We start from the raw sequence: 21,582 nt of genomic DNA, 5'->3' as shown, positions 1-21,582 counted from the left end.
TCGCGTTATACTCACCTCGGCCCGCCGAGCGAGCCCCCCGCCTTCGTAGCTCAGGGGATAGAGCACCGCTCTCCTAAAGCGGGTGTCGCAGGTTCGAATCCTGCCGAGGGCACCAGAAATTCTCAGTCGGGCATCGCCGCGTATGTCACTACGAGGGGCGCGTGGTCGGAGAGGCGCTCGGCGGGTGACGGTTCCTTGTCGACGACGACAGACCTCGCGTGGCGGGCGAGGCCGGGTGTCGCGAGTTGGTGGTCCACTCGCCAACCCACATCCTTGGCGAACGATTGTCCCGCCCAACTCCACCAGGTGAGTGGACCCGGGCGATCGCCGTGCACCTGTCGCACCACGTCGACGAGCCGGCGCGTGCCCAGAACCGCACTGAACCACTCGCGGTCGGTAGGCAAGAAGCCGTCCATCGTGCGGGCGGCACGCCAGTTGGTCACATCGTGTCGGGTGTGCGCGATGTTCAGGTCCCCGGTGAGGACGAACTCGCGTCCCGCACTCAGCGCAGCGAGCCGATTCCGGTGCACTTCGCGGGCGAACGCAGCGAGGAACCTCTGCTTGCGTTCGTACTTGACCCCACCGTCGGGCTGTTCGCGCATCGATCCCGGACGCTGGAGATGCGCGGGCAGACCACCCTTGGGGAGATACAGCGAGGCCACCGTCACCGGGCGGTCGGCCAGGTCGACCTCGATATAACGTCCCTGTGCGGTGAATTCACCGAGTCCGCGGGCCCTGGGTGGGTGGGTCACCCACGTCCGCACGGCAGCGGCGGGAACCTTGGTCAATACGGCCACACCGTTGCGACCGGCCACGGAACCGACGTCCACTGCCGCCGAATAGCCCGGGAAGGTTCCCACATCGGCTGCGGAACAACGCAACTCCTGCAGCGCGACCACATCCGCCGCCCGGCCCCGCAACCACTGGTCGAATCCACGACGACGTGACGCACGAATTCCGTTGACGTTGAATGTGGCGACAGTGAAAGAGTCAGCGACCGACGAACCCATGGCAACACTGTGCCGGAGCCCCCTGTCACCTGCCCGGGCGAGCCCTGGATCACGACGCTGACCCCCGATCAACTGCTCGAGCGGAACACCGACGAGTAGCCACACAGCCGCGTATGAACCCGATCGCCCGATACGGCAGATCGACGGCGCAGTTCCCGGCAGATCGACGACACACCATCCGGCAGATCGACGGGAGAGCGTAGGATCCGGCTGTGCATCACACCGCTGATTTCCTCCCGAGAAAAGCCGCTACGCTGGTGAAAGAGGCGCTGGCAGACACGCGGGTGGTCATTCTCAACGGTGCCCGGCAGACCGGGAAGAGCACGCTGGCTGAGCAGTGCCTGCGCGGCATGCCGGAGGTCACCAAACGCTATCTCGACGACAAAGCTACGCGTACCTCGGCGGAGACCGACCCAGCCGCCTTCCTCGACGCACCCGGCACCATGCTGATCGACGAAGTGCAGCGCGTTCCGGATCTCTGGTTGTCGATCAAGCACGCTGTCGACCGCGACCCACGGCCGGGGCATTTTCTGCTGACCGGCTCGGCAAGACTCCTCGGACTGAGTTCGCTGGGCGATTCACCGCCCGGCCGGTCGGAAACCATCGAGCTCTTTCCCTTGTCGCAAGGTGAAATCAACGGCACCCCAGATGGTTTCATCGATGCGGTGTTCGCTGCCGGTGCCGATTTCCGCACCGGATCATCGGAGCTGAGACGCAAGGACTACCTGGCCGCGGCGGCCAGGGGCGGATATCCCGAAGCCATCCGTCGTACCGCGCCGCGTCGACGCGCCCAGTTCTACAGCTCCTACCTCGACGACATCATGAGTCGCGACGTGCACCAGGTGGCAGACATCCGCCGCGGATCCGACATGCGTCGCCTCGTCGCAGCCCTGGCCGCGCAGACCAGCGGCCTACTCAATTACAGCCGCCTGTCCGCTGATCTGGGGATACCAGTCACGACCCTGCGGGCTACGTCGACATCCTGGAGCTCATCTACCTCGTCCGCTTGGTCCCGGCCTGGTCGGCGAACGCCACCGCACGTGCCATTTCGACACCGAAACTGACCTTCACCGACTCCGGCCTCGCCGCCTATCTACTGACCGGCGTCACCAATGACGCGACCACCGGCGCCATCATGGAGACTTTCGTACTGGGCGAACTGACCCGTCAACTCACCTGGAGCACGACCATGTCCAGGCTGCACCACTACCGCGACCGGGACGGCTACGAGGTCGACGCCGTCCTCGAGGACAACGCGGGCAGGATCGTCGCGATAGAGGTCAAAGCGGCGGAGACGATTCGCCCCGACGATTTCCGAGGCCTGCGAGCCCTGCAACGTCGCCTCGGCGATCGCTTCCATGCCGGCTTGGTCCTCTATTGCGGTGACCAGCAACTCCCTTTCGGCGACGCTCTGACCGGTGTTCCGATCAGCGCCCTGTGGACGACCCCGCCGCCCGAGCTGCAAGCCTGAAATAAGTTCAGCTGATGCGCGCCGGTCATGCCATGTCACGGTCTTCCCCGTGACAAATGCCGGCCGCTCCGGCAGGGAAGTCCGCGCTCAATCCGGGACGATGACGGCGCGGGGACGGCCCTGATGTGCCCAGGCTTCGCCGACGCGGCTGAGGGGGTATGTGGTGTACGGCGGGTCGAAGGTGCCGTCGGCGAAGCGGGCGAGGATGGCGGGGACCTCGGCGATCATCTGTTCCTTCGAGACCGAGCCGAGGCCACTGCCGCTGATCCGGATCCGGCGGCTGCGCAGTAGCGCTGCGGGGAGTGAGGCATCGGTTCCGGCGAGTGTGCCGATCTGCACGTAATCGAGCGGCACACTGTTGGCGGACGGGCCGGAGCTTCCCACTGCCGCGAAGGCAGCCTCGGCGACGGTGCCCCACACGTAGTCGAGAACGAGGGTGGGTTGGGTGTCGGCGACGGCCGCACCGAGGGTGGTCGACCAGGTGTCGGGTGCGTCCGGTGCGAGTGCGACGGTCACTACACCCGGGGCGCGCAGTCGTTCCAGCGCTGCGCGGTCGCGCCCGACCGCGACGACCTGTTTCGCGCCGAGGGCCAGCGCGACCCGCACCGCCAGACCGCCCGAGGCGCCGGTCGCGCCGAGCACGAGTACGGTTCCGAGTTCGCCCGCCTCCTCGCGCCGGGCAATCAGGGGCATCCAGCCGGAGAGGGCCGGATTCATTCCGGCGGCGACGGCGAGCGGGTCGGCCCCGGCGGGAAGCTCCGCCTCGAACGGCGTGACCATCCATTCCGCCATGGTCCCCCACGGCGCCCGGGCGAAACCTGTGTAGACCAGCCGCCCGTCCTCGGTGCGGGCGACGGCATCGACGCCCGGAACGAGGGGATGTGCCGGGCCACCGGAGTAGTGGCGCCCGGAGGCCTGCCCACGGACGACGTGGTGCAAACCAGCGCCCACCAGCCTCAACGGTGCTTGGCCCGGCCGCGCTTGCGGATCCGGGAAGTCCGCGAAGACAGGTGTCGCGTCCGGGGTTTCGACGACAGCAGCACGCATCAGATATCTCCTTAACTAAGTTAATTTACGCTGCCACCAACGGTGCCTTAACTTTGTTAAGGTGTCAACCGTGGCAAAAGGAATCACCCGCGAGCAGATCGTGACGACAGCACTCGAACTGCTCGACGAGCAGGGCATGGACGCCCTCACCGTCCGCGCGCTCGCCACCCGGCTCGACGTGAAGGCCCCCGCCCTGTACTGGCACGTCCGCAACAAACAGGAACTCCTCGACGAGATGGCCACCTTCGTCATGCGACGCGTCACCGATGCCCTCGCGGCGATCCCGCGCGGCGCCGACTGGCGTGCCGACGTATCCGCCTACGCCCGCGTCCTGAGGTCGGAATATCTGCGGCATCGCGACGGGGCGCGCATCTTCAGCGGCACGCGTTTCGCCGACCCCGACGTGGTGAAGGCGAAAGAATCGTGGCTCGAGCGCCTGACCGCAGCCGGGTTCTCACTGCCCGAGGCCGACGACACCCTCGACCTACTCACGGCCTTCGTGGTCGGCTTCGTCATCGAAGAGCAGGAGCGCAGCCCCTCCACGAGCGCTCGATACTCGCTTGCCGAACGTGATGCGTGGCTCGGCGGAGGGGCCGAACTGGTGAAGGCCGCCGGACATCTCCGCGACGACGGCGACCCGAGGTTCGAACGCCAACTCGGCGTTGTCCTCGACGGGCTCGCGACCCGGCTGCGCTGACGGCCGGGCGTTCACCCCTCGTCCACATCGTGCTGGTCGGCTACCCGCTGGGGATCCGCCGACCGGTGCAGGCCCAGGACACGAGACACCCGCCACCATCGACGCGATCGCACCACTGCACCCGAACGCGGCGAGCCACGCCGACACCGCACAGCAGGTGCTCGGAGCACTGCCGCCCTAGCTGGTCGAGCGCAGGGCCTTCCCGAGTTTCACCCGGTGCTCATCGTCCGTCGAACGCCGGACAGGCCAAAGGGTTTCGGCGATTTCCGTCCCCGCCTGGGTCCGGTAGGCGTCGACCAAGATGGCCGGGTCGCCGCCTGTTTCGGTGAGGGTGGCCGCCGCTTCGCTGCCGTCGGCGAAGACGAGGTCGAAGCGGTCGCCGGGGAGGTCGAGTTCCAGGCCGGGGAACAGGTGGGTGTAGGCGACGACTACGGATGCTGCTTCGGTCACGGCGTTCCTTCCGGTCGGAGGCGATCTCACCCTACGTCGGGAAGTGCTCCGGCGACCCGCACCGAGTCTCCGGTGTCGGGAGTGCCGGTCACCGATCAGGACTGTCGGATGATCGGTGGGAGTTCGTAGGATCCGTCGAGGACACTGGGGTCGGGTTCGTACACGCGCAACAGGGGGCGGAAGGGGCCGACGGGCGTGGGGAGCCAGTTGGCACGTTCTGTCGGGTCGGTCGGCTGGTCGTGCTGGAGGGTGACGGTGAGGGAGCCGTCGGCGCCGGTGACCAGTCCGGTGGTGCGGTCACCGATGGAGTAGCGGTCGATGGGGTTGTCGACGAGGTAGAAGTTCTCGGCGTCGTACATCGTGATCGACCAGAAGGCACCGCAGGGTGGTGGAGTGGCGAAGGTCAGCTGGTATCGCTGTGATCCGTCCAGTGCGGCGCTGACGCTGTCGACGTAGACCATCGCGTAGGCGGCCTCGTAGCCGTGATTGCCCCACAGTCCCCCGCGCGCCGCCGCGGTGCGTTGCGTGTAGCGGGCAGCGGTATCGGGCACCTTCCATTCCGGATCGTCGAGGGCGCCGACTTCGAAGAAGTCCAGGTTGTAGTCGAAGATGTGGTAGGCCAGGTTCCAGCCGTTCTGTACAGGGCCGCTGACGTGCTCGAGCTCCGATTCGAGGTTCTTCCTGCCCGCCGCCAGACCCTCGACCAGCGCCGCGGCGAGGTCGGGATCGGCAGCGCGGTAAGGGGATTCATCCGACAACAACCCGAGTGGGGCGAACCGCTGCTGGTATCGCTTGTCGCGTTCGGCGGGTGGGAAAGCAGCCATCGCGACGCGTAGCTGTTCGAAGAACAGCAGGTCGTCGGGCACACCGGTGGCCGGCGTCGGCAGTCCCTTTCCGGTACCTGTCGGGGTGAGCCGCAGCCCGGATTGCAGCGCCTTCACCTGAGGCAGGTCGGATTCGCCGTCGACCGCCCAGCGGCCGACGATCGAGACGACCGCGGTCGGGCAGTGGATCACGATGACGTCCCCGGGTGCGTCACCGTTCCATCCGGGCGGCACGAGCAGGAACGATCCGGCCCCGGTTCCGGTCGCACGGTGACCGACATAGGCGAAGTTGTTCGTCCAGGCGTCCACGAATTGCATGACGTAGTAGCGGCCGTCGGCTTCGGGCACGTCGAAGCGCACCGGGCCGCCACTGGTGTCGACCATCGCGTTCGAATAGACGGTGTCGTTGTTGACGGACACGAATTTCGTATCGGGCCCGGCCAGAGACGCTGCGTTGGCGAATTGGTTGAACGGGGCGGCAGAGGTCGCCCCCAAACCGTTCCGCACCGCGTCGGCGACCTTGTCCAGATCGGCCAGGATCGGATACCCGTAGACGAAGGCCTCCGCGGCCAGTGCTGCCAGATCGGGTTTCGACGCCGGTGCGGTAGTCATCGGGCAATCGTCACGCCTGGCCGGACGCGAGGCATCATCCGTTCCGGGTGAGATCGCCGAACCGGTCAGCCGATGCCGCCGACAGCGGGCAGCGCTTCGGCGACCCGCACCGCCTCGGCCAGCTCGTCGGCGGTGCGCTGGAGCTGGTCGGTGGTGTGTTCGGAGGTCAGGAAGAAGCGCAGCCGCTCGCTGCCGACCGGGACGGCGGGGGCGGTGATCGCACCGGTGTAGATGCCCTGTTGAAGCAGCCGGGCCGAGACGAAACCGGCGCGGAATTCCTGCGGCACCATGACCGGGAAGATCGGAGTTCCCTCGGAAACACCCAGGTCGAGGTCACGTTCGACGAGCAAGCTCCGGAAGAACTCGGTATTGGACCACAGCCGGGTCAGGCGTTGCGGTTCCATGTCGAGGATGTCGAGTGCGGCCAGGGCGGCACCGATGGTGGACGGCGCGGGCCCACCACTCAGCATCGCGACGCCGGGTGCGGCGACCTTCATCGCACCGATCAGGTCGGCGTCACCGGCGACGAAGCCACCGCAGCTGCCGAGCGCCTTGGACAGGGTGCCCATCCAGATGTCGACCGCATCGCCGGGCAGGACGAAATGTTCGCGAACGCCCCGGCCGTTCGCGCCGAACACACCGAGCGAGTGGGCTTCGTCGACCATCACCGCACAGTCGAATTCCCTCGCCACAGCGGCGATTTCGGGAAGCTTTCCGATGGTTCCGTCCATGCTGTAGTGACCTTCGAGCACCACGAGCGCACGGTCGAAATTGGCGCGCGCCATCCGCAGCACCGACCGCAGCGACTCGGGATCGTTGTGCCGGAAGGTGAGCTGACGCGCGCCCGACCACTGCACACCCGACACCACACTGCGGTGGATCAGCGAATCACAGATGGCGACGTCGCCGTCGCGCAGGAGAAAGCCGATCACCCCGGCATTGGTGAGATATCCGCTGGTGGTCACCAGGGCGTCGCCGACGTCGTACATTCCGGCCAGACGCTGCTCGAGTTCGGCGTAGAGCGGGATCTCCCCGGCGACGATGCGCGAGGCCGAGGCGGAGGCGCCGTAGGTGTCGAGCGCGTCCTTGGCCGCCTGCACCACCTTCGGATGATTGCTCAACCCGAGGTAGTTGTAGGCGCCGAAGTTCACCAGTTCGCGTCCCTGCCAACGGATCACGGTGTCGTTGGCGCTCTCACGCAGCAGGAAGACCGGGTTCGGCATGTCGAATCGGTCGTACAGTTCGGCGATCGTGGCGCGTTTCTTCGCCATCGCCGCCACTTCGGGGTGGTCGGCGAACTGGCGGCCCGGACCACGGCGGGGCCGCCGCGTGACGGGCGGGGGTGTGGACGGTGCCCGCGACACCCCCTCGCCGACCGTATCGTTGAGCAGCTTCCTGGCCAGTTCCCGCGCCGACTCGCTCATGCCCGCACCCCGACGATCGCCTCCGCCACCCGCGCTCCCGCCTGTTCGAGGCTGAACGAACGGCCCATCTGCAAGGTCAGCAGCTCGACACCGAGCGACTTCGATACCAGCGCACCGAATTCCACCGCCATCAGCGAGTCCAGGCCGAGTTCGGGGACCGGAACGCTCAGGTCGATCGAGTCCGCCGCGACACCCATCACCTGCGCCAGCTGTTCGGCCAGCATGTACGCCACCACCTCCCCGCGTTTGTCCTCGTCGAGTTCGGCGAGCTGGATACGCAATTGGCTCGCCGCCGAATCATCCTGCGCCGCAGCGGCGATCATCGTTTCGAGCCGTCCGGTCTTGGCGAAGAACGGCGCGGTGGCATCGACCTTGGCCCAATCGATCGGAATGATCGCGGCCTGCGTAATACCCAGGCGCAGAGCCTGTTCCAGATATTGCGCGCCCTCGTCCATGTCGAGCGGGTCGAAGCCGGTGGTGCGCAGATAGCGGGTGATGTGCTCGTCGGCGGCGGCCATTCCGCCGCCGGACATGTGACCCCAGCCGACCGCGAGCGCTGTGCCACCGGTGCGCACGACCGATTCGGCCATCGCCTGCAGCGCGGAATTGGCGGCGGTGTAGGCGAATTGACCGACCGCACCGAACATCGTCGAGCCGGAGGAGTACAGCACGAAGTGGTCGAGCCGCACGCCTGCCGCCTCGAGACCCGCGGCGAGGGCGCGCACACCGTCCACCTTCGGCCGATACACCGCCGACAGGCTGTCGATGTCCATCACCGTGGCCCGTTTGTCGTCGATCACGCCCGCCGTGTGGAACACACCGCGCAGCGGATGGTCGGCCGTGTGCGCTCGGTCGATCACCGCGGCGACGGCCTCGGCATCGGTGATGTCGACCAGTTCGCTCACCACCGTGATGCCCTGCTGCGCCCACGCCGCGAGCTGCGCGACCGCCGCCCCCGTGGTCGGGCCGCTACGGCCGAGCAGCGTCAGGTGCCGGGCGCCGTTGCCGACCAACCACCGACCGGTAGCCAGACCGAAGGCACCGAACCCACCGGTGATCAGGTAGTTCGCATCGGCCTCGATACGCACGTGCGGCAGGGCGGGCCGGACCAGGGGCGCGGCTTCGGTGAGGTCGAGCGCCACGCGCCCGGTCCCGGTGGACCGCGCCACCGCCTCGAAGGCCTCCCCGACCTCGGCGGTGCCGTAGCTGGTGAACGGCAGCGCCCGGTAGGTGCCGTCGTCGAGCCGGGCGTTGATTCCACGCACCAGGTCGAGCACGCGGTCGCGCCGGACGCGGGCCATCCGGTCCAGGTCGAAGGAGTAGTAGGCGATGTTCTTGTCGAAGGCGGCCAGTTCCAGCACACCACCGGCATAGATGTCGGCCTTGCCGATCTCGACGATGCGGCCGAATTCGGCGACCATCGTGAAGTTCTGGCGCTGCAGCTCGCCCGGCGCGGTACTGAGGATCACGTCCACACCGCGGCCGTCGGTGAGCGCGAGCACCTCGTCCACGAGCGTGAGCGAGCGCGAACCGAGGACGTGATCGGCCCCTTCGGCCGCCACGAGCGCACGGCGCTGCTCGGTGCTCGCGGTGCCGATCACCACGGCACCGTGCTGCTTGGCGATCTGCACCGCGGCGGTGCCGACACCACCGGCGGCGCCGTGGATCAGCACGGTTTCCCCCGGCTGGATCCTGGCCAGTTCGAGCAGGGAGTGTTCGGCGGTGGCGAAGGCGGTTCCGCTCGTGCAGCGACCGGGCTCGGTGCCGGGGCGCACACGGGCGAGCAGGGCGGCTTCGGTGGTATGGAACCGGGCGATCATGCCCTTCGAGGTCACGGTCACCTCGTCACCGACGGCCACCTCGGTGACTCCGGCACCGACCCGCACGACGGTCGCGGCTCCTTCCATACCGGGCACCGTGCCGAAATATGTGGGCGCCAGCTCCCGCTCACCGAGCACGCCGATCACCTTCAGCGCGTCCTTGTAGTTCAGACCGACCGCACGCATGCGCAGCTCGACCTCACCGGGTCCCGGTGCACGGCGTTCGCACCGCCGCCAGCCCAACCGGGCGAAGCTGCGCGAGCGGGGCAGCTCGAGTTCGAAGTTCGCCTCCGGATCGGTGAGCGGCTCCGCCGTGTCGAGCGCTTCGAGGCGCTGCGGCATGGTCCGGTCGACGACGGTGACCCAGCGCAGTCCGTCGCGCAGGATCACCTCGTCGCTGCGGTCGTAGGTGAAGGCACCCGGTACGGCCAGTTCGGCGGCCAGTTCGGTTTCGGTCACCCGGGCGTCGATATCGACGAGCCGCCACCGCAGCCGGGACTGTTCGTTGAGCAGCACACGACGGGCACCCGCGATCGCGGCCTGGGTGAGCGAGGGTGGCGTCGGGTCGGCCGGGTGCGCGTAGGCGTTGGCGGTGACGACCGTCGCGTGCAGCGACCCGTCGCCGGTCATCGGCAGGTCGACGGCGAGTTCCTTCGCGCGGACGTCGAGAAAGCTTTCGAGGGTGGCCGCGACACGGCGAAGAGTCCACAGGGTGGGTATATCGCCGTCGGCCGAGGCGCCGGGCACCACGCAAACATGCACGCGCTCAACCTCTTCGAGAGCGAAGAGGTCGCGGAGGCGGGCGGTGAGGTTCGCTTCCAGCTCGGTGTCGTCGAGCAGGACGGCGGCCGAACCGGCGGCTCCGGTGCGCACGGCCTGGTGCACCCGTTCGACGCGGTCCTCGACGCCTTCGCCGTAGCCGAGGACCAGCGTGAACAGTCCGTCGTTGCCGGGCAGCGCGGTCGTGTCGACCGGTTCGCGTAGCTCCCAGCGTTCTTCGTAGAAGAAGTCGCTCATCCGCTGCAGTGGTCCCGCACCCGGCGTGAGCGAGGCGAAGCGCACGCCACGCAACTGCAGGCAGACGGCGTTGTCGGCGCCGAGCAGGTCGATGTCGGCGGCGTCACCGGACATCCGGGTGACCACCGTGATCTCGGCGGGCAGGGCGGCCAGCCGGCGCACCGAGCGGACGCCGACGGGAACCATCGCCCCTTCGGCGGCACGCCCGGCGAGCAGAGCCGCCACCGTTTGCAAGGCGGCATCGACCACGGCGGGGTGTGCGAGATGCCGAGCGTCCCGGTCGATTTCACCGTCAACCCGCGCGACGACCGAATCCGTGTCGAGCCGGATCGCGGTCACTCGCTGGAACGCCGGACCGTACTGGAGCCCGGCCGCTGTGAGACCGGTGTAGAAGTCGGCGGGTTCGACCGGTGTCGTCGCGGAAAGGTCGGGCACGTCGGCGGTGACCGGGGCGTAGGAGCCCTCGACGAGCCGTCCGGTCGCGTGCACGGTCCACACCGAACCGGCGGCGCCGCGCGAACGGATGGTGAAGCGTCGTGTCGAAACCTCCAGGTGGAGTTCGACGATCGGTGCGTCACCACCGTCGACGACGAGCGGCGCGACGAACCGCACGTCCTCGAGTCCTACCTGCTCGGACTCGGCTCGCACGGCCGCGGCGCTGAGCGCGGCGTCGAGGTAGCCCGAGCCCGGCATGATCGCGGTGCCGCCGACGACATGGTCGGTGAGCCACGGCAGTGCGGCGGTCGACAAATTGAGCCGCCAGGTGCTCGCGTCGTCGGGGCGCCGGTCGCCGAGCAGGGGGTGCGCGTCCGGGGTGCCGTGCCGTTGCGTCCGCAGCTCGGGTAGTTCCGAGCGCAGTACGGTGCGCTGCCACGGGTAGCGCGGCAGGTCGATATGCGGTGTCGGGCAGACCGTTTCGCTGAACAGCGCGTCGATGTCGAGAGCGCCTGCGGCGTAGAGGTCGACCAGCACCTGACGCATGCTGTGCGCGTCGTCCTGTTTGCGATGCAGGGTGGCGATGGTCGTGCCCGTCTCGCCCGCACCGATGAGGATCTCGCGAATATTGGCGCCGAGCACCGGGTGGGGACCGACTTCGAGGAACACCCGGTGTCCCGCCTTCACGAGCGCCGTTGCCGCCGCCGCGAAGCGCACCGGCTTGCGCACATTGGCGCACCAGTAGTCGGCGTCCCAGTCGGCGCCGGTGACCAGTTCGCCGGTGACGGTGGAGTACAGCGGGAGGCATGGTTCAGCGACGGTGATGTCGGCGAGCGCGGCACGCAGTTCGTCGAGAATCGGGTCCATCAGGGCGCTGTGATACGGCACCTCGACCTGCAGACGTCGCGCGAAAACACCCCGCTCCGTGAGCGTTTCGGCAATGGCGTCGAGCCGGTCGACCGCACCGGCGAGGGTGACCGCCGACGGGCTGTTGATCGCCGCGTTATCGACGGCGTCCTCACCTGCCACGAGCGCACCGGCCTCGTCCGGCCCGAGCCCGACCGCGAGCATGCCGCCGGTGCCCGCCGTGGTCGCCTGCAGCCGCGAACGGTGGTAGCTGACGAGAACGGCGTCGCCCAGCGACAACATGCCGGTCAGATACGCGGCGGCCACCTCGCCGACACTGTGCCCGACGACAGCCGCGGGCTCGATCCCCCGCTCCCGCAGCGTCGCGAACAGCGCGACCTGCACGAGGAAGTTGGCCGGTTGCGCGATGGCGGTGGAGGTCACCCTCGATTCTTCCTCCGGCCGCAGCAGTTCTTCGATGATCGACCAGCCCGCCACCGCCTGGAACTCCGCGTCCACCCGCTTGGCCTCGACAGCGAAAGTGCCTTCCGCCGTGAGCAGCTCACGCGCCATGCCCCACCACTGCGGGCCCATACCGGTGCAGACGAACACCGGTTCACCGGCGCGTTTGGCAACGGTCTTGGCGACCCGGCCCGATCCGGTCGCCAGGTCGATCAGCCCCTGCACCAGCTCGGTGTCGTCGCCGAAAGCGACGCCCGTGCGCACCGGATGATGCTGACGCCGCCGCCACGCCGCCTCGGCCAGCCGCTGCGGATCGGCACCGTCGGCGATGCGTTCGGCGAACCCGCGCGCCAGCTCACGTACCGCACCCTCGGAACGCCCCGAGAGCGGCAGCACACCGAAATGCACAGGTGGCCGCACGGTTTCGGTGCTCGGCCGGTACTCCTGCAGAATCGCGTGCGCGTTCGTCCCGCCGTAACCGAACCCGTTGACCGCCACGGCCATGCGCTCGACGTCGGGCCCGACCGGCTCTGCCTCGGTGAGTACCCGAATCCCCCACTCGTCGAAGGGAATATCGGGGTTCGGCGTGTCCAGCCAGCCCTGCGGCGGGATCGTGCGATGCCGAATCGCCAACGCCGACTTGATGACGCTCGCGACACCGGAGGCGGCCTCGGTGTGCCCGAGCGTGGCCTTCAACGACCCGACGCCGAGCTGCCCCGGCCGTCCGGCAGGTGCGCCATAGGCGCGACCGATGGCCCGCAGTTCGATCGGATCGCCCACCGGGGTGCCGGTACCGTGTGCCTCGACGTAGGTGACATCCCGAACATCGAGGCCTGAGCGCCGGATCACCTCGCGCGCAAGGCTTTCCTGCGATTCGGCATTGGGGACGGTGATGGCGGTGGTCCGCCCGTCCTGGTTGGCGCCGGTGGCCTTGACCACCGCGTAGATCCGGTCACCGTCGCGTTCGGCGTCGGCCAGCTTCTTCAGGACGACCACACCGGCGCCCTCGCCTCGGCCGTAGCCGTCGGCCGCGGCGTCGAACGGCTTGCTCCGCCCGTCGGCGGCGAGGAAGCCGCCCTTGCACATCGTGACGAACGTTTCCGGCTGCACCATCACGTTCACGCCACCGGCGATCGCGACGTCGCAGTCACCGTCGGCGATTGCCCGGCAGGCCAGATGCAGGGCGACCAGCGACGACGAACAGGCCGTATCCACCGTGACGGCGGGGCCTTTCAGGTCGAGCGCGTACGCCAGCCGGTTCGACAGCATCGTGTACGACACACCGACGGCGGTGTGCAGGTCGACATGCGGCAGCGCGGCACCCGCCGAAACCACCATCTGATCGAGGGTGAAGGCACCCACATACACCCCGAGCGAGGACCCCGCGGCTCGTCCGGCCACGCCCGCGTCGTCGAGCGCCTCCCAGGCCACCTCCAGGATCAACCGCTGCTGCGGGTCCATGCTGGTGGCCTCGCGCGGCGAGATGCCGAAGAATTCCGGGTCGAAGGCCCACGGGTCGCCGGTCATGAAGGCGCCGCGTTTGGTGTACATGCGGCCGGGCGCGCGCCGGTCCTCGTCGTAGTAGCGGCGCCAGTCCCAGCGCTCCTCGGGAATCTCGCGAACGCCGTCGCGCTTGTGGATCACGAAGTCCCAGAACGATTCCGGCGACTCGATGCCGCCCGCATAACGGCAGCCGATGCCGACGATGGCGATGTCAGTCATGTGCATTCCTCGGGTCAGAGCGGCCGCGGGCGGCGAATCATGATGTTGAGTTCCGGGCCGGTCGCACCGAGCCGGACGGATCCGGTGCGCTCGTTGCCCAGCGCCTCGTAGTAGCCGACATTGGCGTCTTTGCAGATGCCGCAGATCGACGCACCTTGCCGGTCGGCCTTGTCGGTGAACGAGGCGTACAGCGCCCGGCCCACACCGCTGCGCTGCAGGCTCGGATCGGCGCCGAGGTAGACGTGGAAGAAGTGCGGTTCGGGCGGAGCGGCCCGATCCATGGCGGCGTCGACCTCGATACCGCGACGCACCGCAGATCCCATTGCGACGAGAAGCTCTGGGCCCGCGATCATTTCGCGCAGCCCACCCGGACGATAGCCCTGCGGGTACCACAGCAGCACCCCGACAACCCGCCCGTCGAGCACCGCCACCTCGGCCCCGCCCGCAGGCAGGAAACGGTGCCGGATCATGGCGCGCAACATGCGCGGGGCCCGCCGATACCGGACGGTCTCGTCTGGAAAGACGTACTCATCGATCGGATCGTCATGGGCGAAGGCGGCGGCGAGCACGTCCACCATGGAGTCGATATCGGCCCGCGTCGCCGCACGGACGAGCGGACTCTGCGCTGAACTCAAAGCTGTTGTACCTCAGTAGATCTGCTGTGCCGGATCACGGAAATCGCTCGGGCAGATTGTCTTTCGTTAGGCTATCTCAGCAGATCGACCAGGCATAAAATTCAGAACGACTTGTCGGTTTTCGTCAGGTCGTCAGGCGTCAAGGGGCACTGACAGGGTGGCTCCGAAAGCGTCCGTGTCGCCGTCCGCGCGAACCCCTCGCTCGCGCGGACGGTCTCGAATCATCGGCCGGCGCGGGCTTCGGCCGGGCGGGGTGCGGCCGGGCGGCGGATGGCGATCAGCAGCTGGATCGATGCGGCCGTGGCGAGGATCCACGGGGCCGGTTCGAAGATGGCGGCGCACAGCAGAGTCCAAGCAATGAGGCCGACGGCCAGCAGGACGGGTGGCGTGATGCCGCGGCGGTCCATCCAGGTGATGAGGAAGCCGAGCAGCATCAGGGGGATTCCGAAACTACCGGGGCCCATCCAGAAGGCGCCGATCTCGGGTGGCAGCGCGGCGATATCGGCGTCGGGCGCCCAGAGCTCGAAGGAGAACCACTGCCCGAAATAGCGGTGGCCGAGCATTGTGGCGGCGAGTGCGTGCGCCGCACCGAGGGTGGCCAGCACCCTCCCGGCCCAAGTGATCATGGGCGTACTCCGTTCATGGGCAAGATACGAGACCCTTGCTATCGAAACTGACGGTTCCGTATGCTGCCATTGTGGCGAAGACAAAACAAGCCGGGGGACGCCCCCGCGAGCAGCGAGTGGATACCTCGATCGCCTCGGCGGTGCGGGAGGTGATCGGCGAGTCCGGGTACGGCGGGTTGACCGTCGACGCGGTGGCGGCCCGGGCCGGAGTGAGCAAGGCGGCCATCTACCGGCGCTTCTCCTCCAAGCAGGAGATGACCTTCGCCGTCCTGCTGCACGACCTGGGCGAGGAGTCCCCCGCCGACACCGGGTCCCTGCGCGGCGACCTGGTCGCGCTGTCCGAGCAGATCGCCGCACAGGTGGCCGGCTCGGGCGCTGACACGCTGTCGGGCCTGCTTGCCGACGTGCGCGCCGACCCCGACCTGCGCACCCGTTTCGCCTCGACCTTCCTCGCGATCGAGCGCACGATCATCACCACCGTGGTCGACCGTGCGATCGAACGCGGCGAGGTGATGCACCGGCCGGACCCCGCCGTCCTGCAGGCCCTCATTCTCGGCCCGCTCTACGCCTGGCTGATCGTGCTCGACGAGGACTCCGCGCGGGTCCCACCCCTCATCGAGCTGATCGCCACGATGATCGCCGACGCCCTCACCAAAGATCTACTGCCCTAGGCCAGCTGGACCAGCGCGCACCCGGCGATCAGGGCAGCCAGCCCGGCCAGTCGACTGGTGCTCACCGGTATCGGCGAGGGCTTGTGCGACGAACTGCACCACGGCAGCCGGCTCATCGAATCGGCCATCGCGCGCGCCCGCGCTGACGCGCACGGCATCGGCGACGTGCTCCGGATCGGCATCATGGGCGCGCTCGCCCATGCGATCGCGCCCGTCCTTCGCGCGTTCACCGACGCGTATCTGCAGGTGGATCTGGTGGTCAGGGAGGCGCATTTCGCCGACCCGTTCGGCCCGTCGCGCGCGAATTCGGCTGAATCTCAGCGCTGGCGCCAGCTCAGGGGGCCGGGGAGGTCGACGGCGTTCTTCTTGGTGCGCGAGTTCCAGGACCAGGGACCGATTTTGATGCCCCAGGACGACAGACCGGACTGGGTGAAATTGAACTTCAGGGGGCCGAAGGATTTGCGCTGGCGGAATCGGATGGGCATTGCTGGCCTTTCGGTTCGGCGCGTCGATCCGAATGGAGCTCGGCGGCAGCCGATTCCAGTGCATCGACGCTACCCGCCATGATAGTTCGAATATGGCGGGTGATGTGGTCGAGCGGCCAGTCCCACCAGCCGATATCCAGCAGACGTTCGACTTCGCCTGCGGGATAACGGGTTCGGATCAGCCGGGCCGGGTTGCCACCGACGATCCCGTAGTCGGGCACGTCGGCGGTGACCACGGCGCCGGTGCCGATGATCGCACCGTTGCCGACGCGGACGCCGGGCATCAAGGTCGCGCCGTTGCCGATCCACACATCGTTGCCGATCACCGTGTCGCCGCGGCTCGGCAGGTCCATGACCAGGTCGATATGGTCGGCCCACGAACCGCCGAGGACCGGGAACGGGTAGGTCGACGGGCCGTCCATACGGTGGTTGGCGCCGTTCATGATGAACCGGGCGCCCGTGGCGATGGCGCAGAACTTGCCGATGACCAGCTTCTCGGGGCCGTAGCTGTAGAGGACGTTGCGGGTTTCGAAGGTGGTGGGGTCGTCGGGATCGTCGTAGTAGGTGAAGTCGCCGACCTCGATCCAGGGCGAGGTCACGTGCGGTTTCAGCAGCATCACCCTGGTGCGGTCGGGAATGGGATGGGGTGTGGTCGGGTCGGGTGCGGGCACGGGGGCTCCTTCGGGATTCAGACGGTGGCGGTGGCGCCGAGGGCGAGGTGGGCGCCGCGCCAGCGTGAGCGCAGGCGGCGGTCGTGGCTGACGACCAGCAGTGCCCCGCGATAGGTGCTCAGGGCTGTTTCCAGGTCTTCGATCAGGGCAGGCGAGAGGTGGTTGGTCGGTTCGTCGAGGAGCAGGGCGTCGACGGGCTCGGTGACGAGGCGGGCGAGGGCCAGGCGTTGGCGTTGGCCGGTGGACAGGTCGGCCACGCGGGTGACCATTTGCGCGCGATCGAACAGGCCGAGGGCGAGTAGTTGCTCGGTGTGCTCATCGGGGTCGCCCGTGCGGCCGTGCGCGAAGGCGGCGGCCAGGGTTTGCGACGGGTCGGGGAACGAAGGTTCCTGGGCCAGGTGGCCGATGCGGCCGCGCCGGGCGACGGTGCCACCGTCCGGTGTGATCTCGCCGGTGAGAACCCCGATCAGCGTGGACTTTCCGGTGCCGTTGGGCCCGGTGACCAGCACCCGCTCCCCCGCCGCGATCGACAGGCTCGTACGGTGCAGCCGACCCTCGACCGCCACGTCGACCGCCTCGAGCACCGGCCCCTGCACCCGCCGTGCCCGCAGCACCGGGGTGAACCGCAGCGGCTGCGGCGGCGCGGGAACCGGGTCGGCCAGCAGCCGCCGCAAACGTTCCTCCGCATTGCGGACACGGCTCGCCAATGACTGCTGAACCCGCCCACCGGCCCGGTCGTAGGCCATCTTGTTGTTGTCCTTCATCGCCCGGCCCGGTGCCACGGCGCGGGCGGTGGTCGCGGCGGTCTCGCGCAGGCGGGCGATATCGGCCTGCCACTGTTCGTGTGCCTGCTCCCAGCGTTGCCTGGCCGCCGCCTTCTCAGTGAGGTAGCCCGCGTAACCGTTGCCGTAGCGGACCACTTGTCTGCGGTCGGCATCGACCTCGAGCAGGTCGGTGGCGACGCGTTCGAGGAACCGCCGGTCGTGCGACACCGTGACGATGGTGCCGCGCCGGGTGCGCAGGTGGTCTTCGAGCCAGGTCATGGCGTCGTCGTCGAGGTGGTTGGTCGGCTCGTCGAGCAGCAGCACCTCGGTGCCCGCCGCCAGCACCGACGCCAACCGCAATCGGACCTGTTCGCCACCGGACAGGTCACCGACGCGTCGATCGCGGGTGACGAGCCCGAGTCCGAGACCGTGCAGGGCCCGTTCCACTGCGGCTTCGGCATCGTAACCGCCACGCAGCTCGAAAAGGGTTGTCAGCTCGGCATATTCGGCGAGCCCGGCACCGTCGGCCATCGCGGCTTCCAGCGTCCGCAGGCGGTCCTCGATGGCGCGCAGGTCGGCCAGGGCGCGGTCGATGATCTGCTGCACGGTGAGGTGCGGTGGAAGTTCCTCGTCCTGGGCGAGGTAGCCGACGCCACCGTCGGCCTGGACCACCACCTCGCCGGAATCGGGCAGGTCACGGCCGGCGAGCAGGCGGAGCAGGGTGGACTTGCCCGAGCCGTTCTCGCCGATGATCCCGGTGCGCTCGCCGGTGGCGAACGCACACGTCACCTCATCGAGAACCCGGCGACCCAGGAACGATTTGCTGACCGCGTGTGCGGTGAGTTGTGTTGGCATACAAGCACTCCGAAGCATTCGAGGACGCGGACCGAGCGGACCGCAGGACGTGATGAACGCTTCGAAGGAGCATCGGCAACCTCACTAGTGCGACAACAATTGCATTAGTATGGTGCCACAGGATTTCCCACCGAGCAAGAAGAAGATTCATGAGCGAACCCACACCGCGCCCAGGTGGCCGCACCGCCCGCAACCGGGAGCAGGTCCTGGCCGCTGTCAGTGCCGAGCTGGCCGAGCACGGGTACGACGCGCTGACCATCGACTCGGTCGCCGAGCGCGCCGGTGTGCATCGGACAACGGTGTACCGGCGGTGGCGCAATGTGGGCGGGCTGCTCGCCGATGTCATCGCGGCGGCGGGTGATCTGGATTGGCAGCCGCGCGATACCGGTTCACTCGCCGGGGATCTGACGGCGCTGAACGAGGAGATCCAGGAGTCGTTGCTCGCGGAACCATCGATCGCGTCGGCGTTGATCGCGGTGTCGTTCCGGTCGAGCGAGGCGGCCGAGGGGCTCGCACGGATGTGGGAGGACCGCTACACGCAGTGCGAGATCGTCGTGGAGCGTGCCGTCGAACGCGGTGAGATCCCCGTCGACACCGACGCCCGCGCCCTGCTCATCGCGGCGACGGCCCCGGTGTACCACTGCCTGATGCTGCTGCGCACCCCACCCGACCCGGGGCTGCCGGGGCGTGCGGCGACCAGCACCGCACTCGCCGCCCGCGCCGGCGCGTTCCGCGGGTGACAACCGCCGCACACCGCTCGGCGGTCAATGTCGCGAACGGCGTTCCGTGCGTGACTTATTGCGTGCGTGGGCTTCTCGCAACAGTTCCCGCAGCACCTCGGCGGCATCCGGGCCGGGGTTGGTGATCGAAAGCCAGTGCGCCCGGCCGTACTGCGGGTGCGGGGCGAAGGTGTCGTCGGCGAGCGGGTTGTCGGCGTATTCGGCGAAGGTGTCCTCGGCGACCGCGATATTGACGCGGAAGGCACCGGGTCTGTCCAGGTCGGAAGCGGTGTCGTCGGGATAGTTCTTGGTGACGATCGTGGCGAAGGGCTGGCCACGGGGCACCACGCCCTCCGGGGCGTAGTAGTAGAAGATGTCGCCCCAGCTGATCTCGGGGAAGTCGCTGCCCTCGGTGGGCCGCAGGGCGAGCACACCGTCGAGTCCGCTCACGAAGTCGTCGATCTCGGTAATCTGCATGCTTCAAGCGTCACATTGAAGTGCTTGTGTGGACTCGGACGCGATATCGCCAGGAGAACTCGTGACAAAGCTCTATTCGCGCCGGATGCGCACGGTCGATGTGGCGCGGGCGTCCGGTTACTCGGTGCAGCAGGTGCGCGACCTCGAAAACGACGGTGTGCTGCCCGCCGCGCAACGGTCGCCGGGTGGCCACCGGAACTATCGAGATGTGCATGTCGCCGCCGCGCGGGCGTATCGCGCGCTGGCGGAAGGGACCGGCCCGGTGGCGGCGAAGGCGATCATGCGCGATGCCGTCGCCGGGGAAACCGAGCGGGCACTGGCCGGGCTCGACGCGGTTCACGCCGCCCTGCACACCGAACGCGGTGAGCTGGCGCTCGCGGTGCGGGCGGCGGCCGGTATCGGAGCCGAGCCCATCGCGGACGTGCGCGACTCCGACGCACTCGGGATCGCCGAACTCGCCGACGCGCTCGGCGTCCGCACTTCCACGTTGCGGCATTGGGACGCAATGGGATTGGTCGTCCCCTCGCGAGCGAGGAGGGCGCGCCGGTACACGCCCGAACAGGTGCGCGACGCCAGAATCGTGCACCAGTTGCGGCGCGCGGGTTACGGCATAACCACCCTGCGCACGGTGCTCACCCAGTTCCGGCGCAGCGGGCCGGGCGAACTACGCGACGCACTCGCCACCCGAGAGGCGGCACTCGCCCGTCGATCCCGGGCGCTGCTCGAGGCAGCGGCGGCCTTGGCGGAGGTCCTGCGCGATCACGCCCCGCGGGCTCGCGCGCTCTGCTGAGTGCCTGCCGCGATCAGTTCGAACAGGGCGGTGACGCTCTGGTCGCCGCGTCCCTCGGCGACCGCGCAGCGCAGCAGGTGGTGGATGGGTTCGTGCCAGCTCATGTCGATGCCGGTTTCGGCCGCCAGTTGGGTGTCGTCGGTGACCGCCGTGTGGAACAGGTCGATGGTCGCGCCGAGGCGGGTGTAGTCCTGGGTGTCGATCTCGGTGGCCAGGATCGGCAGCAGGGACTCGATCATCCGCAACCATTTCGCCGAGTACGGCACCATCGTCTCAGCGCGGATACCTCGGGCGGCCAGGATGGCGGCGCCCTCGAAGAAGCCGAGCAACGCGGGCAGAAGGGTTGCGCCGACGGCGGATTCGTAGAGGGCGGCCAGGTCGGGATCGGGGCCGAGGAATTCGATGTCACCGCCGAGCACGCGCAAGGTCTCGATATGGGCGTCGAAGACGGCGCGGTCGCCACCGAAATACAGCAGGGTGTCGAAGTTTCCGACGGCCGATGGCACGTTCTTGATCGCACCACCGAGGTAACGCGCGCCCACGCAATGTGCGAAGCGCGCGAATTGCCTTGCCTGCGCCGGTGTTCCGCTGTTCAGCGTGATGAGATCGCGACCGGCGAGTTCACCGGTGCCGTCCAGACTGTCACGGGTGGCGGCGAAGGTCGTCATGGTCGCCACGATCACCCGGCTCGCGGCGACGGCATCGGCGACGGCGGGATGTGCGATCGCACCCGCCGCCACCAGGGCCGTGGTGCGCTCGGGGCTGCGGTTCCAGACATGGGTGCGGTAGCCGGCGGCGAGAAAGGCCTGGGCGATCGCGGTGCCCATCGCGCCGGTGCCGAGCACGGTCACGTTGTTCATGGGTCCGAGTGTGGGCGCCATCCCGGCGGCGCAGAAGTACGCACTTTTCCCGTCCCTAGCTCACCCGCAGGTAATCGTCCAGGTCAGGACACCGGCGGGTGAACAATTGTGTGGGGCGTCATTGTTGTGAACCCTGCCAAGGCGGCAGGCGAGGATCCCCGGGTGTACAGCCGGTGGCCGTAAAGTTTCAGG

At 68.3% G+C, this 21,582-nt stretch carries 18 protein-coding genes, 1 tRNA gene and 2 pseudogenes; 7 read left to right on the top strand and 14 right to left on the bottom strand.

The features are described 5' to 3' along the window. Positions 1 to 39 precede the first annotated feature (39 nt). A tRNA-Arg gene (locus LDL21_RS23735) sits at positions 40 to 115 on the top strand. A 7-nt stretch (positions 116 to 122) separates the two neighbouring features. Here the strand turns inward: LDL21_RS23735 and LDL21_RS23730 are convergent. Then, complete coding sequence (locus LDL21_RS23730) at positions 123 to 1,010, bottom strand: exodeoxyribonuclease III (protein ID WP_225281817.1); 888 nt, start codon at positions 1,008 to 1,010, stop codon at positions 123 to 125. A gap of 212 nt (positions 1,011 to 1,222) precedes the next feature. On the opposite strand from LDL21_RS23730, the pseudogene LDL21_RS23725 reads away from it, so the two are divergent. Together LDL21_RS23725 and LDL21_RS23720 are read left to right on the top strand one after the other, a co-directional pair. Next, positions 1,223 to 2,049 (top strand): annotated as a pseudogene (locus LDL21_RS23725) (ATP-binding protein); the annotation flags it as partial. Between the two features lie 96 nt (positions 2,050 to 2,145). After that, positions 2,146 to 2,481, top strand: a complete 336-nt coding sequence (locus LDL21_RS23720) for a DUF4143 domain-containing protein (protein ID WP_504806003.1) — start codon at positions 2,146 to 2,148, stop codon at positions 2,479 to 2,481. Positions 2,482 to 2,568: 87 nt separating this feature from the next. Here LDL21_RS23720 and LDL21_RS23715 read toward each other — a convergent pair whose 3' ends face one another. Next, positions 2,569 to 3,528, bottom strand: coding sequence for a quinone oxidoreductase family protein (locus tag LDL21_RS23715; protein ID WP_225281814.1), 960 nt, complete (start codon positions 3,526 to 3,528; stop codon positions 2,569 to 2,571). A gap of 70 nt (positions 3,529 to 3,598) precedes the next feature. Between LDL21_RS23715 and LDL21_RS23710 the strand changes: the two genes are divergently transcribed. Beyond that, a complete protein-coding gene (locus tag LDL21_RS23710) occupies positions 3,599 to 4,225 on the top strand; it encodes a TetR/AcrR family transcriptional regulator C-terminal domain-containing protein (protein ID WP_225281813.1) in 627 nt (208 codons plus the stop codon). Between the two features lie 177 nt (positions 4,226 to 4,402). Here LDL21_RS23710 and LDL21_RS23705 read toward each other — a convergent pair whose 3' ends face one another. The 6 genes from LDL21_RS23705 to LDL21_RS23680 all read right to left on the bottom strand — a co-directional run bounded on the left by LDL21_RS23705 (position 4,403) and on the right by LDL21_RS23680 (position 15,098). Then, the gene (locus LDL21_RS23705; protein WP_225281812.1) at positions 4,403 to 4,675 is read right to left on the bottom strand and encodes a hypothetical protein; all 273 of its coding nucleotides are present in this window, start codon (positions 4,673 to 4,675) and stop codon (positions 4,403 to 4,405) included. A 95-nt stretch (positions 4,676 to 4,770) separates the two neighbouring features. Further along, the gene (locus LDL21_RS23700) at positions 4,771 to 6,111 is read right to left on the bottom strand and encodes a DUF1254 domain-containing protein (RefSeq protein ID WP_225281811.1); all 1,341 of its coding nucleotides are present in this window, start codon (positions 6,109 to 6,111) and stop codon (positions 4,771 to 4,773) included. A 65-nt stretch (positions 6,112 to 6,176) separates the two neighbouring features. Further along, complete coding sequence (locus LDL21_RS23695) at positions 6,177 to 7,535, bottom strand: aminotransferase class I/II-fold pyridoxal phosphate-dependent enzyme (RefSeq protein ID WP_225281810.1); 1,359 nt, start codon at positions 7,533 to 7,535, stop codon at positions 6,177 to 6,179. Beyond that, positions 7,532 to 13,837, bottom strand: a complete 6,306-nt coding sequence (locus LDL21_RS23690) for a type I polyketide synthase (protein WP_225281809.1) — start codon at positions 13,835 to 13,837, stop codon at positions 7,532 to 7,534. Before LDL21_RS23690 ends, LDL21_RS23695 begins: the two co-directional genes overlap by 4 nt. Positions 13,838 to 13,851: 14 nt before the next feature. Further along, complete coding sequence (locus tag LDL21_RS23685; RefSeq protein ID WP_225281808.1) at positions 13,852 to 14,472, bottom strand: GNAT family N-acetyltransferase; 621 nt, start codon at positions 14,470 to 14,472, stop codon at positions 13,852 to 13,854. Between the two features lie 221 nt (positions 14,473 to 14,693). Continuing rightward, positions 14,694 to 15,098, bottom strand: a complete 405-nt coding sequence (locus LDL21_RS23680) for a DUF6463 family protein (protein WP_225281807.1) — start codon at positions 15,096 to 15,098, stop codon at positions 14,694 to 14,696. A gap of 71 nt (positions 15,099 to 15,169) precedes the next feature. Between LDL21_RS23680 and LDL21_RS23675 the strand changes: the two genes are divergently transcribed. After that, a complete protein-coding gene (locus LDL21_RS23675; RefSeq protein ID WP_225281806.1) occupies positions 15,170 to 15,769 on the top strand; it encodes a TetR/AcrR family transcriptional regulator in 600 nt (199 codons plus the stop codon). On the opposite strand, the gene LDL21_RS29870 is transcribed toward LDL21_RS23675, so the two are convergent. The 4 genes and pseudogenes from LDL21_RS29870 to abc-f all read right to left on the bottom strand — a co-directional run bounded on the left by LDL21_RS29870 (position 15,766) and on the right by abc-f (position 18,544). Next, positions 15,766 to 15,897, bottom strand: coding sequence for a hypothetical protein (locus LDL21_RS29870; RefSeq protein WP_255675395.1), 132 nt, complete (start codon positions 15,895 to 15,897; stop codon positions 15,766 to 15,768). The genes LDL21_RS23675 and LDL21_RS29870 overlap by 4 nt on opposite strands. A 189-nt stretch (positions 15,898 to 16,086) precedes the next feature. Then, entirely contained in the window at positions 16,087 to 16,254 is a 168-nt protein-coding gene (locus LDL21_RS23670) for a DUF4236 domain-containing protein (RefSeq protein ID WP_225281805.1), read from the bottom strand. A 35-nt stretch (positions 16,255 to 16,289) separates the two neighbouring features. After that, a pseudogene (locus tag LDL21_RS23665) lies at positions 16,290 to 16,925 on the bottom strand (CatB-related O-acetyltransferase); the annotation flags it as partial. Positions 16,926 to 16,942: 17 nt separating this feature from the next. After that, positions 16,943 to 18,544 (bottom strand): ribosomal protection-like ABC-F family protein, encoded by a 1,602-nt coding sequence (gene abc-f, locus LDL21_RS23660; RefSeq protein ID WP_225281803.1) that lies wholly within the window; start codon positions 18,542 to 18,544, stop codon positions 16,943 to 16,945. 149 nt (positions 18,545 to 18,693) lie between these two features. On the opposite strand from abc-f, the gene LDL21_RS23655 reads away from it, so the two are divergent. Next, a complete protein-coding gene (locus LDL21_RS23655; RefSeq protein WP_225281802.1) occupies positions 18,694 to 19,284 on the top strand; it encodes a TetR/AcrR family transcriptional regulator in 591 nt (196 codons plus the stop codon). A 24-nt stretch (positions 19,285 to 19,308) separates the two neighbouring features. Here LDL21_RS23655 and LDL21_RS23650 read toward each other — a convergent pair whose 3' ends face one another. Continuing rightward, positions 19,309 to 19,740, bottom strand: coding sequence for a DUF6194 family protein (locus LDL21_RS23650; RefSeq protein ID WP_225281801.1), 432 nt, complete (start codon positions 19,738 to 19,740; stop codon positions 19,309 to 19,311). Between the two features lie 61 nt (positions 19,741 to 19,801). On the opposite strand from LDL21_RS23650, the gene LDL21_RS23645 reads away from it, so the two are divergent. Then, positions 19,802 to 20,530 (top strand): MerR family transcriptional regulator, encoded by a 729-nt coding sequence (locus tag LDL21_RS23645; RefSeq protein WP_225281800.1) that lies wholly within the window; start codon positions 19,802 to 19,804, stop codon positions 20,528 to 20,530. Here LDL21_RS23645 and LDL21_RS23640 read toward each other — a convergent pair. Beyond that, the gene (locus LDL21_RS23640) at positions 20,500 to 21,390 is read right to left on the bottom strand and encodes an NAD(P)-dependent oxidoreductase (protein WP_225281799.1); all 891 of its coding nucleotides are present in this window, start codon (positions 21,388 to 21,390) and stop codon (positions 20,500 to 20,502) included. The two genes, LDL21_RS23645 and LDL21_RS23640, sit on opposite strands and share 31 nt — an antisense overlap. Positions 21,391 to 21,582 lie beyond the last annotated feature (192 nt).

It is taken from the genome of Nocardia rosealba (assembly GCF_020216065.1).
Taxonomy (GTDB): Bacteria; Actinomycetota; Actinomycetes; order Mycobacteriales; family Mycobacteriaceae; genus Nocardia; species Nocardia rosealba.
This window is presented reverse-complemented; position numbering and strand designations above follow the sequence as displayed.